This window comes from Polaribacter ponticola, from assembly GCF_026191475.2.
Taxonomy (GTDB): Bacteria; Bacteroidota; Bacteroidia; order Flavobacteriales; family Flavobacteriaceae; genus Polaribacter; species Polaribacter ponticola.
Window position 1 is genome coordinate 20,333 of sequence record NZ_JAOSLC020000004.1, and the last position, 14,310, is coordinate 34,642.

Below are 14,310 nucleotides of genomic sequence, written 5' to 3' on the forward strand. Positions count from 1 at the left end.
AAAAATGAAATAAAAAAAATTATAATTCCAGTAAATATTTGTAGTATTGTAAAAGAAATTTTAATGAAATTTGGAAAATAATAATAAAAAAATAGGATGGAAACATCGACTTCATGAAATTATTTATGAAGCAGATACTGGTGAAGGAAAACTATTTGATGTTATATTATTAGTAGCTATAATTGCTAGTATTATTTTAGTAATGTTAGAAAGTGTTGAAAGCTTTGATGCTGAATATCACAATTTCTTAAATATTTCTGAATGGATTATTACAATTCTTTTTTCTATTGAATACATTATTAGAATTATTACAATTAAAAAACCTTTTAAATATATATTTAGTTTTTTTGGTATTATAGATTTGTTATCAACTATACCTAAATATTTATCTTTTATACTTGTAGGTTCACACAATTTGGCTGCTTTAAGAGCTTTACGTTTACTTAGAATTTTTAGAATATTAAAATTAGCTAGATATATAGGAGCTTCTAATCGGTTATTAATTGCCTTAAAAGCAAGTAGGGCCAAAATTTTAGTATTTCTTTTTTTGTAATTATTCTATGTGTAATTCTTGGTACTGTTATGTATATGGTAGAAGGAGAAGAAAATGGATTTACTAGTATTCCTAGAAGTGTTTATTGGGCTATAGTTACCTTAACCACTGTTGGTTACGGAGACATTGCTCCTCATACTCCATTAGGTCAATTTATTGCAAGTATAATTATGGTTTTAGGTTACGGTATTATTGCAATACCAACAGGAATTGTAACTACAGAAATGACAAAATCTGAGCAAAACAAAATAGAAACAAATACACAATCTTGTCCTAGTTGTTTAAAAAATAATCATAAAGAAAAAGCTGTTTTTTGCTATAATTGCGGAAGTCAATTAAATCCATGATGAAAAATACATTAATTACAATTGTTGGACCTACTGCTATTGGTAAAACTGCATTAAGCATAAAGCTTGCAAATTATTTTAACAGCGAAATTATTTCTTGCGATTCTAGACAATTTTATAAAGAAATGAGAATTGGAACTGCTGTTCCTGAACCAGAAGAACTTGCTGCTGCAAAACACCATTTCATCCAAAATAGGAGTATTTTTGAAGATTATAATGTTGGAAATTTTGAAAGAGATGCTCTAAAAAAAATAGAAAACTTATTTGAAAAAAATCCTATTCAAATTATGGTAGGAGGAAGTGGCTTATATGTAGATGCTGTACTTAATGGATTGGATTATTTCCCAGAAGTAGATCCTAAAATAAGAGAAAACCTTTCTAAACAACTACAAGAAAAAGGAATTGAGTTTTTACAAAAAAAATTAAAAGAATTAGATATTGATACTTATAATACAATTGCCATAGACAATCCGCATAGAATTATGAGAGCTTTAGAGGTTTGTATTGGATCTAACACACCCTACTCTACTTTTAAAAATAAACCCAAAGCTCCAAGAAACTTTAATTTAATTAAAGTTGGTTTAAACGCCGATAGAGACATTATTTATAAAAGAATTAACCAACGAGTAGATATTATGATTGAAAATGGGTTAATTGATGAAGCTAAAAACCTATACTTAAATAAAGAATTAAACGCTTTACAAACTGTTGGATATAGAGAGTTATTCTCTTTTTTCGATGGTAATTTTACTAAAGAATTTGCTATTTCGGAAATTAAAAAAATACGAGACGATTTGCAAAAAGGCAATTAACTTGGTTTAAAAAAGACGAAAACACATTATGGTTTGATTATCAAACAAATATAAACCAAATTACAAATGAAATTTCTAATAAAATTAACACTTTTTAGGTTTTCAAATTTTAAGTAATAACTTAGCTTTTATATATTTGCGCCACAAAAACTATATCCATGAAATCAAAAATTACAATTCTTTTTATTACATTTTTAAGTACTATTTCTTTAGCACAAACTAAAGTTGGTACCATAAATAGTGATTATATTATGAGCCTAATGCCAGAATCTCAAATAGTTTATAATAGAGCAAAAGCTTATGGAGCAAAATTAGACTCATTGTTTGATATTAAAGCTCAAAATTTTAAAACTAAAGTAGATGCTTTTAGGAAAAGTGAAAAAGAGATGGACGAAGCTCTAAAAAAGACTAAAGTATCAGAAATTTCTGCATTAGAACTAGACATCAAAAAATATAAAGACAACGGAAATAAATTAATGCAATTAAAACAAGATGAATTAATGCGCCCTTTATATAAAAAATTAGGCGATGCAATAAATCAAGTTGCAAAAGAGCAAGGTTATACTCAAGTATTAACTTCTACAGGAAATCAGTTTGTTTACATCGACGAAAAGTTTGATATAACTAAATTAGTAATGAATAAATTAGGTGTAAAAGAACCAGAAGTTAAAAAATAGATTCTTTTAATTACATAAAAAAACTCGCTTATTGCGAGTTTTTTTATGTAATTGTATATTATTACAATCCAATTTACTTGTTTTAGCTAATATTAAAGTCTAGAATAACTTTATTCTAAATCTTTCATTTCAGCATCATAAAACTCACCAGCTTTATCCATTAAATCTGCTAATTCTGTTGCTATATCTTCTTCTTTTTCTCCAGTCAAATCTTCAAACCATTCAATTTCATCGTCTTTTAAATTAATTATAAAACGTGGGAATTCTGTATGTAATACAAAAATATCGTCTGGATAATTGCTGTTATCTGCTAATAAAAACTTAGGTAATTCCATCATATTTGTTTTATTTAGTTCATTTACTCATGTTTTATTATGAGAAAATGAAATTATTATTTTCTTTTTTTAAGAGCAAGTTTCTCTTTATAAATTTAATTAGTTAATTTCGAGTTTAATGTTTTCTTTATCTTTTATTAATTTTAAAGTTAAAGAATTAAATCTAATAAATAATAAAATTGATGCAGTAGTTAAACCTGCTAATAAACCTAACCAAATACCAAAACTACCATACATTTCTTCTTTACCTAAAAAATAAGAAACAGGAAAACCGACAACCCAATAAGAAATAAAAGTAAGAAATGTTGGTATTTTAACATCTTGTAAACCTCTTAAAGCACCAAGTACAACTACTTGTATACTATCAGAAATTTGGAAAAAAGCAGCAGCAATTAATAATTGAGAAGCAATAGAAAGTACTTCCATATTATCTACATAATTAACTTTATCACTTAAATCAACATAAATTGTTGGCATTACTTTATGAAAAATAAAGAATACTAAAGCAAAAATTACTGCTAATATTAACCCTAAAAAAAAGATAGAAAAAGCGATTCTTCTTAACTCTTTAAAATTTTGCAATCCTTTTTGGTTTCCTACTCTAATCATTGAAGCCACACTTAAACCCATTGCAACCATAAAGGTCATAGATGATAAATTTAAAGCTATTTGATTTGCTGCTTGTGGGTTTTTACCCAATAAACCACTTAACCATATCGCAGAAGTAAAAATTGCAACTTCAAAAAACATTTGCATAGCACTTAGTGATCCAATATTAATTATTTTTTTTATCATTAAAACATCTAGCACAAAGAATTTTATATTCTTAACAATTTGTGCAGATCGTTTTTTATAACGCAATAATATTGCTAAGTAAACAACCATAATTACTCTTGAAATTAACGTACCGTAGGCTGCACCAACAATTCCCATTTCCGGAAATCCAAATTTTCCAAAAATTAAAATGTAATTTAAAACTACATTCACAATATTAGCAATAAGTGTAGCATACATAGGGTATTTTGTCATAGACATACCATCGCTAAATTGTTTAATAGCTTGGAAAATAACTAATGGAATTAATGAAAAAGCAACTAAATTAAGATAAGGAATTGCTAAGGCTACAACTTCTTCTGGTTGTTTCATTAAATACATAAGAGGTTTTGATAAAAACACTAAAAGGAATAATAAAACACCTAAAGAAGTACACAAAAATAACCCGTGTTTATAAGTAGATCTAGCTTGTTGTAAATTATTTGATGAATCTGCTTCTGCAATTAAGGGTGTTATAGCAGTAGAAAAACCAATACCAATAGACATAGCAATAAACATAAAACTATTACCCAAAGAAACCGCAGCTAATTCTGCTGTTCCAATTTGCCCTACCATAATATTATCTACAAAAGAAACAAATGTATGTCCTAACATACCTAACATAACAGGTGCTGCAAGTTTCCAATTGTATTTAAATTCTGAAGTATATTGTTTAATATTCACTTTAATTATAAATTTTCCGTTGGCAAAAATACAAATTTGAAAACCTAAAGAATGTTATTTTACTAATTAAAAGCAAGTGAAATTTATAATTTCATAAATATAATACTTCAATATATCTTAAATTAAGAAAATGTTATTATTAATAATTTATAATTTTTATTTTACTTATTAAGAAGTTAAGACGACTGTTGTTTTAAAACCTTAAAAGTCAATCAGTTATTTTGTTAATAAGCAATTGCAAAAACTACTTATTTATACAAAGAGTTTTTCTTTTTTATCTTATTTTTGATAAAAATAAAAAAAATAAAATGGCAGATATTACTCTAAAAGGAAATGCAATAAATACAATTGGTAACCTACCTAATAAAGGTACTAAAGCTAAAGATTTTAATCTTACAGCTGTAGATTTATCTAAAAAAACTTTAGTAGATTTTTCTGGAAAAAAATAATTTTAAACATTTTTCCAAGTGTAGATACTGGAACGTGCGCTACATCTGTTAGAGAATTTAATAAAAAAGCCTCAGAATTAGAAAATACTGTTGTTTTATGTATTTCTAGAGATTTACCTTTTGCGCAAGCTCGTTTTTGTGGTGCAGAAGGAATTGAAAATGTTGTAATGCTTTCTGATTTTGCTACTGGTGAATTTGGTAAAGATTATGAATTAGAAATTGTAAACGGACCACTAGCCAACTTACACTCTAGAGCAATTGTAATAATTGATGAAAACGGAAATATTGTTTATAACGAACAGATTTCTGAAATTGTAGACGAACCTAATTATGAAGCTGCTTTAAAAGCTTTATAATATGAAAAATACTAAAGATGGTTTTTTTATTGGTAGAGTTAAAAGTGTAAAATTTGCTTTAAAAGGTATGTGGATTTTAATAACTACTGAAGATAGTATTAAAGCGCAGTTATTTTTTGCTTTTATAGCTACAATTTTAGGGTTTTATTTCGATATTTCGGGTACAGAATGGGCTATTCAAGTTCTAGCTATTGGATTGGTATTAGTTGCAGAAGCTGCAAATACAGCAATTGAAGAAGTAGCAGACTTTATACATCCAGAATACCATGAAAAAATTGGATTAATTAAAGATATTGCAGCAGGTGCACCTAGTTTTGCTGCTTTTATTTCTTTAATTATTGTTGGTATAATTTATGTACCAAAAATACTAGTCTTATTTTAATAAGAGATAATCAATACCAAAAGAATTTTTAAATTTAATGACAAAAAAAACAAGCATCAAAAAAACTCCTGTTCAAAAAGAAGAAAAATTAAGTTTTTTATCTTTTTTAAAAACAAGACAAGCAAAAACAATATTTGCAACATTTTTAATGTTGTTTTCTGTTTTTTTATGCATTGCTTTTATTTCGTTTTTCTTTAATTGGCAAGAAGATCAGAGTACACTAAATTATTTATCAGACAAAACAATAAGAAGTAAAAACTTATTAGGTAAAATTGGAGCAAATATTAGTCATTTCTTTATTTACGAAGGTTTTGGACTTGCCGCATTTATAATTTCAATTCAGGTTTTTAAAACCGGATTTTACATTTTAATTCAAAAAAATTATCTAAAATTATTCTTTCATGGAACTGGAGCTTAATTTCAATGCTTTGGATTTCTATTGTATTTGGTTTTTTAAATAAAAAGTACGCACTTTTATCTGGTGTTGTTGGGTTTGAAGTAAATAATTATTTACAAACTTTTATTGGTAAAACAGGTTTAACAATTGTTTTAATCTTTTTATTAATCTGCTATTTAGTAATTAAATACAGAGTAACTTTTGATGCGTTTATTGAAAAAATGAAGGAAAGAAAGTTAGAAAGAGAAGCAGCTAGGATAGAACTTGAAGAGCAAAAAAACATATTTGATGTCTCGAGTAAAGACTCTGATTCTGTTATATCTAAAGAAACGAATTCTAAAACTGTTAACCCTGAGAAAAAAGAAAAATCTGCTGTTGAATTATCTTTAGAAAACTTACAACCCACTATTTCTAAACATTCAGATGTAAGTGCAAAAAAAGAGGAAATAAATTTAAAAGTATCTCAAGAAACTATAACAGATTCTATAGAGAAAAAACCAATGGAAATAACTATCAATACTGAAGAAGTAGAAATTGATGTTGAAGAAATTGAAGAAGAAGAACACTCAAAAGAAAATTTATCTGACAAAATTTTAAAAGACTTTGGAGAGTTTGATCCAACATTAGAGTTATCAAATTTTAAGTTTCCTACTTTTAACTTATTAAAAAAATACAACGATAGTATTTCTATTGATCCAGAAGAGTTAGAAGCAAATAAAAATAGAATTGTAGAAACTCTTAAAAATTATAAGATTGGTATTGCAGAAATTAAAGCTACTGTTGGTCCTACAATTACTTTGTATGAAATAGTACCAGAAGCTGGTATAAGAATTTCTAAAATTAAAAATTTAGAAGATGATATTGCACTTTCTTTATCTGCTTTAGGTATTAGAATTATTGCGCCAATTCCAGGAAAAGGTACAATTGGTATAGAAGTTCCAAATCAAAAATCTACTATTGTATCTATGCATTCAGTTATTTCTTCAAAGAAATTTCAAGAATCTCAAATGGAATTACCAATTGCTTTAGGTAAAACAATTTCTAATGAAACTTTTGTAGTTGATTTAGCAAAAATGCCACACTTATTAATGGCAGGAGCAACTGGTCAAGGTAAATCAGTAGGTCTAAATGCTGTATTAACATCAATTTTATATAAAAAACATCCAGCTGAAGTAAAATTTATTTTAGTCGATCCTAAAAAAGTAGAATTAACATTATTTAATAAAATTGAACGTCATTATTTAGCAAAACTACCCGATGTAGAAGAAGCAATTATTACAGATACAACTAAAGTTGTACATACATTAAACTCTTTGTGTATTGAAATGGATAATCGTTACGACTTACTTAAAGCTGCAATGGTTCGTAATATAAAAGAATATAATACTAAGTTTAAAAAACGAAAATTAAACCCGAATGATGGGCATCAATTCTTACCATATATTGTTTTAGTTATTGATGAATTTGCAGATTTAATTATGACTGCTGGTAAGGAAGTAGAAACTCCTATTGCACGTTTAGCTCAGTTAGCTAGAGCTATTGGTATTCATTTAATTGTAGCTACACAAAGACCTTCTGTTAATGTAATTACAGGTATTATAAAGGCTAATTTCCCTGCAAGAATTGCGTTTAGAGTAACTTCTAAAATAGATTCTAGAACTATTTTAGATGCAGGCGGAGCAGATCAATTAATTGGTCGTGGAGATTTACTTTATACAGCTGGAAATAATTTAAATAGAATTCAATGTGCATTTGTAGATACTCCAGAGGTTGAAAAAATTACTGATTTTATTGGTTCTCAAAAAGCCTATTCAGAAGCATATTTATTACCAGAATATGTAGATGACGAAAGTGGCACAAGTATTGATATAGACATTGCAGATAGAGATAAATTATTTAAAGAAGCGGCAGAAATAATAGTAACAGCACAACAAGGCTCTGCTTCTTTATTACAAAGAAAATTAAAACTAGGTTATAATAGAGCTGGTAGATTAATAGACCAATTAGAAGCAGCAGGTATTGTAGGTGGATTTGAGGGAAGTAAAGCAAGACAGGTATTAGTTCCAGATTTTATAACTCTAGAACAATTATTAGAAAACGAAAAAAAACAATAACATCTTAACAAAGTTTTAGATGATAAGAATAAAAAACATGAAAAAAGTATCAATATTATTTTTAAGCTTATGTATATCAACAATTACATTTTCTCAAAGTTCAAAAGAAGCAAAATCTTTATTAGATGAAGTTTCTACTAAAATGGGAGCTTATAAGAATATGTATTTAGGTTTTAGCCAAACATTAAGTAATGAAGATGCTGGTATTAAAGAAGGTGATGAACCACCAATAAGAGGAGAAATAAATATTCAAGGAGAAAAATATAGCCTTAACTATTTAGGAAATAAATTTATTTATGATAGTAAAAAGCTATACATAATTAATAATGAAGAAAAAGAAATTTCAATTACTGAAGGAGATTTAGAAGGAGATGATGGTTTTATTTACCCTTCTAAATTATTAACTTTTTACAAAGAAGGCTACAATTTTGAAATGGGTGAACTAACAAACTTAAATGGGAGAAAAATTCAATTTGTAACTTTAAACCCTATAGATAGCAACTCAGATATTGTAAAAGTTGAATTAGGTATTGATGCAAAAACAAAACATATTTTTAAATTAATTCAAACCGGATCTAATACATCTAAAACTACATTTACAATTACTAAATTTAAAAGTAATCAAACATTATCTGACAACCTTTTTAAGTTTGATAAACAAAAGTATTTAAGTCAGAATTTTACTATTGATTAATTCATTCAATTAACAGAAAATTAGTAGCATCTTAATTTTTAAGATACTATTTTTGCTTTTTATGAAAATTTTAGATAAATACATCTTAAAAAGTTTTTTTAGGCCTTTTATAGCTACATTTCTTATTGTCCTTTTTGTATTGGTAATGCAAACTTTATGGCAGGTTTTTGAAAGTATAGCTGGTAAAGGAATTAGCTTTATTTTTATACTAAAGTTTTTATATTATACTACTTTAATGATTATACCACAGGCATTACCAATTGGTGTCTTGTTATCTTCTATAATGGCATTAGGTAATCTTGGTGAAAACTATGAGTTTGCCGCAGCAAAATCTGCAGGAATTTCTTTACAAAGATTAGTACGACCTCTTGGTATTTTGGCTATTTTTTTAAGTATTCTTAATTTTTTATTTCTAAATAACGTGTATCCGTATGCAGTATATGAACAAATAAATTTAAAAAGGAATATTAAAAATAAGCAACCAGCTATGGCACTTATTCCTGGTAGTTTTAATGCCGATTTACCTGGTTATCAAATAAAGTTTGATGAAAAGTATGGTGAAGATAAAAACCTTTTAAAAAATGTTTTAATTTATGATCTAACTAGTAATAGAGGAAATCAAAAAGTTATAACTGCAGAAAGAGGTAAAATACTTTCTGAAGAAGGGAGTAGATATATGACCTTTATACTTTATGATGGAAATTATTATGAAGAGCATGTAAAATCTGCCAGAACAGCAGCTAAAAGAAAAAAATGGCTGCATCTAGTGCCACGTTTAAAGAATACGAATTTAATATTGACATTGGAGATGCCTCTATAGATACTACTATGAGCAAAGGGTATCCAATGATGTATCGATTAAAAGAAATAAAAGACACAATACCAAAATTAAAAAACACTTATTACGAAGTTCTTAGCTTAAGATCTAAAAATATTTTTATAAGTACAAATGCTAAAACTTTATATGAATATCCAGACTCTTTAAAGGCAAAAAAATAGATAGTATTACACTAGAAAACTTTAAAATTAACGAGAAAATTTCAATTTTAAATTCTGCAATTACTAAAACTGGTAGAGTTGTAAACACTTTAAAAAACAACAATAGTTCTATTAAATGGAGAAGAAAAATACTTAATTTTTACGATACAGAATATTATAATAGAATAGCATTTTCTTTATCTTGTATTATCTTATTTTTTATTGGAGCTCCTTTAGGCTCTATAATAAGAAAAGGAGGTTTCGGGTTGCCAATGATTTTAGCAATTGCTATTTATGTAATGTATTTCTTTGCAAATACATTTGGCAAAAACTTAGCCGAAGAAAGTTCTATAACAGCATTTTTAGGATCTTGGGTTTCAGCTATAATTATGGTTCCTATCGCAATTTTATTAACAAGAAGAGCTACTAAAGACAAAGGATTATTTAATATTAGTTCTTTTCTTCAACCAATCACTAATTTTTTCAAAAAAATTATACCTAAAAAAGGTAAATAAATTATGACAACTAATACTTCACAAAAAAGAACTCAATTACATTCAATTGAAGAAGCAATAAACGATATTAGAAATGGTAAAGTTATCATTGTTGTTGATGACGAAAACCGTGAAAACGAAGGTGATTTTTTAGCAGCTGCAGAAAAAACGACTCCAGAAATGATTAATTTTATGGCTACTCATGGTCGTGGGTTAATCTGTGCTCCTCTTACCGAAAATCGTTGTAAAGAATTGGAGTTAAACATGATGGTTAATAATAATACAGATCCTATGGAAACGGGTTTTACTGTGTCTGTAGATTTACGTGGTAAAGGTGTTACAACAGGTATTTCTGCATCAGATAGGTCTTTAACAATACAAGCATTGGTTGATGCAGATACTAAACCATTTGATTTAGCAAGACCAGGTCATATTTTTCCATTAAGAGCTAAAGAAGGAGGTGTTTTAAGAAGAACAGGCCACACAGAAGCTGCTATAGACTTTGCAAGATTAGCGGGTTTAAAACCAGCAGGAGTAATTGTTGAAATTATGAATGAAGATGGTTCTATGGCACGTTTACCAGAACTGCTGAAAGTTGCTAAAAAATTCGATATTAAAATTGTTTCTATAGAAGATTTAGTTGCCTATAGAATGGAACATGATTCTTTGATTGAAAAGAAAGAGGATTTTGAAATTGAAACTCGTTTTGGAAGCTTTAGACTAAGAGCTTATGAGCAAACTACTAATAAACAAATACACATTGCTTTAACAAAAGGTGCTTGGACAAATAATGAGAGTGTTTTAACAAGAGTAAACTCTACACTTGTTAATAATGATATTCTTGGTACACTAACCAATAATGCAGATAAAAAACTAGATCAAATGTTTAAGGTGGTAAATGACGAAGGTAAGGGTGCAATCTTATTTATCAATCAAACAAATCAATCTAAAAATTTATTAAGTAGATTATCTTTTCTTAAAGAGAGTCAGAAAAATGGAGAAATAAAAGCCCCTTCAATTGCTATGGATCAAAGAGATTTTGGAATTGGAGCTCAAATTTTACATGATTTAAATATTAGTAAATTAAAACTAATAACTAATACGCAACAAACAAAAAGAGTGGGTATGATTGGTTATGGTTTAGAAATAGTAGATTACGTTACTTATTAATATTTTAGAATTAATATAAAACTATAACCTTACTTCTACCCCACTTTCTAATTCTACAGCATCGTTGTTTTGTAAAAATAATCTTGCTGTAAGTTTTCCATTTAAAATTACTTTATTGTTTAAAACTTCTAACCAACTTCCTTCTCGCAAACCTAAAACTGGTGTTTCATTAAAAATATGAAACTCTTTTATTCTTGTTGCTCGGGTTTCTCCCATATGGGTAGAACCATGAATAGGATCTAAATAATGTGCATTTATATTAAACGGAATACAACCTAAGGTTGTAAAACTAGGCGGATACACAATGGGCATATCATTGGTGTTTTTCATATTAATCCCACAAATATTACTTCCTGCACTTGTACCCAAATATGGAGTTCCTTTTTCTAGAACCTCTTTCAAAGTAGAAATTAAATTGTTTTTATACAATTGATTTACAAGCTCAAAAGTATTTCCTCCTCCAGTAAAAATAGCCTCTGCTTTTTCTATAGCATCTTTTGGTTTTTTAAATTCATGAATCCCTTTCACATCAATATTAATTTTAATAAATGCTTTTTTCGCAATTTTAGTATAATCATCATAGGAAATTCCACTAGGTCTTGCATATGGAATAAAAAGAATCGTTTTTACATTCTTAAAAAAGACGGCTAATGTTGGTAATAAATACTCTAAGTATCTGCTACCATGAATTGTAGATGTACTGGCAATAATCATTTTCTTCATACTTCAAAAATAATTGTTTTTTATGAGAACTAAAACTTCTTAAAAGAATCTTAAAAATGAAACTAAAACATTCGTTTAACAAAAATTTACAAGACTGTTAATAGATTTTTAAGACTTACTACTCTTTTCTTTGTCAGCATGAAAAAACAACTAGTTAATTGTCTATTACTTTTTATTTCTGCCACTTATGCTCAAGTAGAAAAAACGATAACAGGAAAAGTTGTTTTTGATAACATTGCTGTTTCAGATGTACATATTGTAAATAAGAATACTAATATTGGTACCATAACAAATAAAAATGGTGTGTTCGATATTTCTGCATCATTAGGAGATACTTTACATTTTACTCATATTAATCTCGAAGAAAAATTAGTAGCTATAACAAAAAAAATAATCACTAAAAATAGTTTAGAAATAACACTTGTAGAAAAAACATATGCATTAGATGAAATTGTAATTGGTAAACCTAGAAGTATTTTTTATGTAGATCCTGAATTAATGCCTCCATCAACTGTAAATGCAGCCACACTAAAATTACCCTATGTAAATACTATTCCAAAACAAAATACTTCTATCGTAAAACTTAGATCTGGTGGTGTAGTAAGTTTAGATAACTTAATCAATTCTTTAAATGGTAATAAAAAAAGAATAAAAGAACTAAAAAAAGCAAAACTTGAGGATTCTTCACTTAATAAAATTAGAAAACATTTTACAGATGATTTTTTTATCACAGATTTAAAAATTAATAAAGAAAATATAAACCCTTTTTTAAATTATTGTTTTAAGAAAAACATTGTTTCTTATTTTAATAGAAACGAAAATATAAGACTAACAAAAATCTTAATTGATGAGAGCAAAAAGTTTCCTCAAAAAATTAAAACGGATAGTGTTTTAATATCTATAAAGTAAATTTTTAACAGAAGTTTAAAATAAATTGTACTATTTATTAGAGATAATATCTTTAATTTGTGAAACAACAATAACACTGTATGGTAAAAAAACTACTTACTTTATTTCTTTTTTTATCAGTACTTCTAGTAGTTTTTCTCAAGAAAAAAACAAAATAATTATTGGTACAATTCTAGACTCTTTAGGAATTGTAAAAAACGCAAATATTATCAACTTAAACACTAAACAAGGTACTTTTTCTAGCGATTTAGGATTATTTAGAATTTTTGTTTCAGAGGGCGATTCTATAAGTGTCTCTTCTATACAGCATATCTCAAAAAAATTTTTATTACAAAAGATATAATTCTTAATAAAAAGTTAGACATTCAATTAAAAACAAATGTCTATCAACTGGATGAATTTGAATTAAAAAGACATAATTTAATGGGACGTTTAGGTATAGATTCTAAATCTGTTCCTATAGATAAAAAAGAAAAAACATTAAGAGGTGTTTTAGATTTCTCTAATATAGATTTCTCAAAAAAAGATTTAACAATTGATGAAAATATTAAAGCGAAGCCACCAATAAACAATGTAGACCCTAGTAGCAGGTTTGCGGGCGTTGGAAGTTCTGCTGTTATTCCTTTTAAAGACTCAGAACGTTTATGGGCATTACGAAGAGATTTAGCACAAAAAAAGCTTTTCCTTACAAAATACTTTCTGAACTTGGAGAAAAATTCTTTTTTGATACACTTAAAATTCCTGTTGATAAATATTTTCATTTTCTCGAATATTGCAATCCATTAGGAATCGAAGATTTACATAAAAATGGGAATCTTTTAGAGGTTATAAAAATTTTAAGAAGAGAATCTATCAGTTACCAAAAAATAATAAAAAATGAGTAATTTGGCTCAATAATTGATTTTTTTAGAATACATGAAATTTAAACATACTTTTTTACTTTTATTTATAGTACCACTCTTCTCTTTTTCTGCTCATAAATATTACTTAAGCTTAACTCAAATTAATTTTAAGAGTGAAACTAAATCGGTTCAAATTATTATAAATGTTTTTATGGACGATATAGAAACTGCATTAAATAAAGATTATAATATAAATTTGCAGTTAACTACTAAAGAAGAATTAAAAAATAACGATGTCTATTTTAAAAAGTACTTAAAAGAAAAATTAGCTTTTAAAATAGATGGAGTTGCTAAAGAATATATTTACATTGGTAAAGAATATGATGGCGATTTAGTCTATTTTTATCTTGAATTAGAAAACATAAATAAGGTAAATACTATAGAAGTTACAAATACAATTCTTACAAATCATTTTCCTAATCAACAAAACTTAATAAAATCTAAAATTGGTAAAAAACATAAAAGTATCTTACTAACCAAAGATGAAAGTTATGGGAAATTAAAATATTAATAATCAGTAA

Annotated in this window: 14 protein-coding genes and 5 pseudogenes; 16 read left to right on the plus strand and 3 right to left on the minus strand. The window is 26.9% G+C overall.

Annotated features, from left to right (window positions below):
• Positions 1-70 precede the first annotated feature (70 nt).
• The 3 genes and pseudogenes from N5A56_RS16460 (at position 71) to N5A56_RS16470 (ending at position 2,389) form a co-directional block, all read left to right on the plus strand.
• Positions 71-900, plus strand: a pseudogene (locus N5A56_RS16460) (ion transporter).
• Positions 900-1,810 (plus strand): annotated as a pseudogene (miaA, locus tag N5A56_RS16465) (tRNA (adenosine(37)-N6)-dimethylallyltransferase MiaA). The pseudogenes N5A56_RS16460 and miaA overlap by 1 nt, the downstream one beginning before the upstream one ends.
• Before the next feature lie 60 nt (positions 1,811-1,870).
• Positions 1,871-2,389: an OmpH/Skp family outer membrane protein gene (locus N5A56_RS16470; RefSeq protein ID WP_265724430.1), complete on the plus strand. Its 519-nt coding sequence runs from the start codon at positions 1,871-1,873 to the stop codon at positions 2,387-2,389.
• Positions 2,390-2,499: 110 nt separating this feature from the next.
• Here N5A56_RS16470 and N5A56_RS16475 read toward each other — a convergent pair whose 3' ends face one another.
• On the minus strand, positions 2,500-2,724 hold the full coding sequence (locus N5A56_RS16475; protein WP_265726089.1) for a hypothetical protein: 225 nt from the start codon (positions 2,722-2,724) through the stop codon (positions 2,500-2,502).
• A gap of 99 nt (positions 2,725-2,823) precedes the next feature.
• Positions 2,824-4,161 (minus strand): MATE family efflux transporter, encoded by a 1,338-nt coding sequence (locus N5A56_RS16480; RefSeq protein ID WP_476445313.1) that lies wholly within the window; start codon positions 4,159-4,161, stop codon positions 2,824-2,826.
• Positions 4,162-4,529: 368 nt separating this feature from the next.
• Here N5A56_RS16480 and tpx point away from each other — a divergent pair.
• The 9 genes and pseudogenes from tpx to ribB all read left to right on the plus strand — a co-directional run bounded on the left by tpx (position 4,530) and on the right by ribB (position 11,255).
• Positions 4,530-5,026, plus strand: a pseudogene (gene tpx / locus N5A56_RS16485) (thiol peroxidase).
• 1 nt (position 5,027) lies between these two features.
• Positions 5,028-5,408 (plus strand): diacylglycerol kinase family protein, encoded by a 381-nt coding sequence (locus N5A56_RS16490; protein ID WP_265724429.1) that lies wholly within the window; start codon positions 5,028-5,030, stop codon positions 5,406-5,408.
• 148 nt (positions 5,409-5,556) lie between these two features.
• Positions 5,557-5,969: pseudogene (locus tag N5A56_RS17790) on the plus strand (DNA translocase FtsK 4TM domain-containing protein); the annotation flags it as partial.
• A gap of 303 nt (positions 5,970-6,272) precedes the next feature.
• Positions 6,273-7,919: pseudogene (locus tag N5A56_RS16495) on the plus strand (DNA translocase FtsK); the annotation flags it as partial.
• Between the two features lie 19 nt (positions 7,920-7,938).
• On the plus strand, positions 7,939-8,613 hold the full coding sequence (gene lolA1 / locus N5A56_RS16500) for an outer membrane lipoprotein periplasmic chaperone LolA1 (protein WP_274270606.1): 675 nt from the start codon (positions 7,939-7,941) through the stop codon (positions 8,611-8,613).
• Positions 8,614-8,674: 61 nt separating this feature from the next.
• Complete coding sequence (locus tag N5A56_RS16505; RefSeq protein ID WP_274270607.1) at positions 8,675-9,433, plus strand: LptF/LptG family permease; 759 nt, start codon at positions 8,675-8,677, stop codon at positions 9,431-9,433.
• Positions 9,367-9,612 carry a hypothetical protein gene (locus tag N5A56_RS16510; RefSeq protein ID WP_274270608.1) on the plus strand — a complete coding sequence of 82 codons (246 nt, stop codon included), beginning with the start codon at positions 9,367-9,369 and terminating at the stop codon, positions 9,610-9,612. The genes N5A56_RS16505 and N5A56_RS16510 overlap by 67 nt, the downstream gene beginning before the upstream one ends.
• A gap of 59 nt (positions 9,613-9,671) precedes the next feature.
• Positions 9,672-10,106, plus strand: coding sequence for an LptF/LptG family permease (locus N5A56_RS16515; protein WP_476445314.1), 435 nt, complete (start codon positions 9,672-9,674; stop codon positions 10,104-10,106).
• 3 nt (positions 10,107-10,109) lie between these two features.
• Positions 10,110-11,255, plus strand: coding sequence for a 3,4-dihydroxy-2-butanone-4-phosphate synthase (ribB, locus tag N5A56_RS16520; RefSeq protein ID WP_265724426.1), 1,146 nt, complete (start codon positions 10,110-10,112; stop codon positions 11,253-11,255).
• Positions 11,256-11,276: 21 nt separating this feature from the next.
• Here ribB and pepE read toward each other — a convergent pair whose 3' ends face one another.
• Positions 11,277-11,978 (minus strand): dipeptidase PepE, encoded by a 702-nt coding sequence (pepE, locus tag N5A56_RS16525; RefSeq protein ID WP_265724425.1) that lies wholly within the window; start codon positions 11,976-11,978, stop codon positions 11,277-11,279.
• Between the two features lie 138 nt (positions 11,979-12,116).
• Here pepE and N5A56_RS16530 point away from each other — a divergent pair, with 138 nt between their 5' ends.
• From N5A56_RS16530 to N5A56_RS16545, 4 genes are all read left to right on the plus strand, one after another.
• Complete coding sequence (locus N5A56_RS16530) at positions 12,117-12,887, plus strand: carboxypeptidase-like regulatory domain-containing protein (protein ID WP_265724424.1); 771 nt, start codon at positions 12,117-12,119, stop codon at positions 12,885-12,887.
• 25 nt (positions 12,888-12,912) lie between these two features.
• Positions 12,913-13,230 carry a hypothetical protein gene (locus tag N5A56_RS16535; protein WP_274270609.1) on the plus strand — a complete coding sequence of 106 codons (318 nt, stop codon included), beginning with the start codon at positions 12,913-12,915 and terminating at the stop codon, positions 13,228-13,230.
• 80 nt (positions 13,231-13,310) lie between these two features.
• Positions 13,311-13,673, plus strand: a complete 363-nt coding sequence (locus tag N5A56_RS16540; RefSeq protein ID WP_274270610.1) for a hypothetical protein — start codon at positions 13,311-13,313, stop codon at positions 13,671-13,673.
• 129 nt (positions 13,674-13,802) lie between these two features.
• Positions 13,803-14,300 carry a DUF6702 family protein gene (locus tag N5A56_RS16545; RefSeq protein ID WP_265724422.1) on the plus strand — a complete coding sequence of 166 codons (498 nt, stop codon included), beginning with the start codon at positions 13,803-13,805 and terminating at the stop codon, positions 14,298-14,300.
• Positions 14,301-14,310: the final 10 nt, after the last annotated feature.

Bases quoted from the DNA above. Each gene is read 5' to 3' on its own strand.
- N5A56_RS16530 (WP_265724424.1), top strand. From the start codon at position 12,117: ATGAAAAAACAACTAGTTAATTGTCTATTACTTTTTATTTCTGCCACT.
- N5A56_RS16475 (WP_265726089.1), bottom strand. From the start codon at position 2,724: ATGGAATTACCTAAGTTTTTATTAGCAGATAACAGCAATTATCCAGAC.
- N5A56_RS16490 (WP_265724429.1), top strand. From the start codon at position 5,028: ATGAAAAATACTAAAGATGGTTTTTTTATTGGTAGAGTTAAAAGTGTA.
- N5A56_RS16540 (WP_274270610.1), top strand. From the start codon at position 13,311: ATGGGACGTTTAGGTATAGATTCTAAATCTGTTCCTATAGATAAAAAA.
- N5A56_RS16510 (WP_274270608.1), top strand. From the start codon at position 9,367: ATGGCTGCATCTAGTGCCACGTTTAAAGAATACGAATTTAATATTGAC.
- N5A56_RS16480 (WP_476445313.1), bottom strand. From the start codon at position 4,161: ATGTTAGGTATGTTAGGACATACATTTGTTTCTTTTGTAGATAATATT.
- N5A56_RS16470 (WP_265724430.1), top strand. From the start codon at position 1,871: ATGAAATCAAAAATTACAATTCTTTTTATTACATTTTTAAGTACTATT.
- N5A56_RS16545 (WP_265724422.1), top strand. From the start codon at position 13,803: ATGAAATTTAAACATACTTTTTTACTTTTATTTATAGTACCACTCTTC.
- ribB (WP_265724426.1), top strand. From the start codon at position 10,110: ATGACAACTAATACTTCACAAAAAAGAACTCAATTACATTCAATTGAA.
- pepE (WP_265724425.1), bottom strand. From the start codon at position 11,978: ATGAAGAAAATGATTATTGCCAGTACATCTACAATTCATGGTAGCAGA.
- N5A56_RS16505 (WP_274270607.1), top strand. From the start codon at position 8,675: ATGAAAATTTTAGATAAATACATCTTAAAAAGTTTTTTTAGGCCTTTT.
- lolA1 (WP_274270606.1), top strand. From the start codon at position 7,939: ATGATAAGAATAAAAAACATGAAAAAAGTATCAATATTATTTTTAAGC.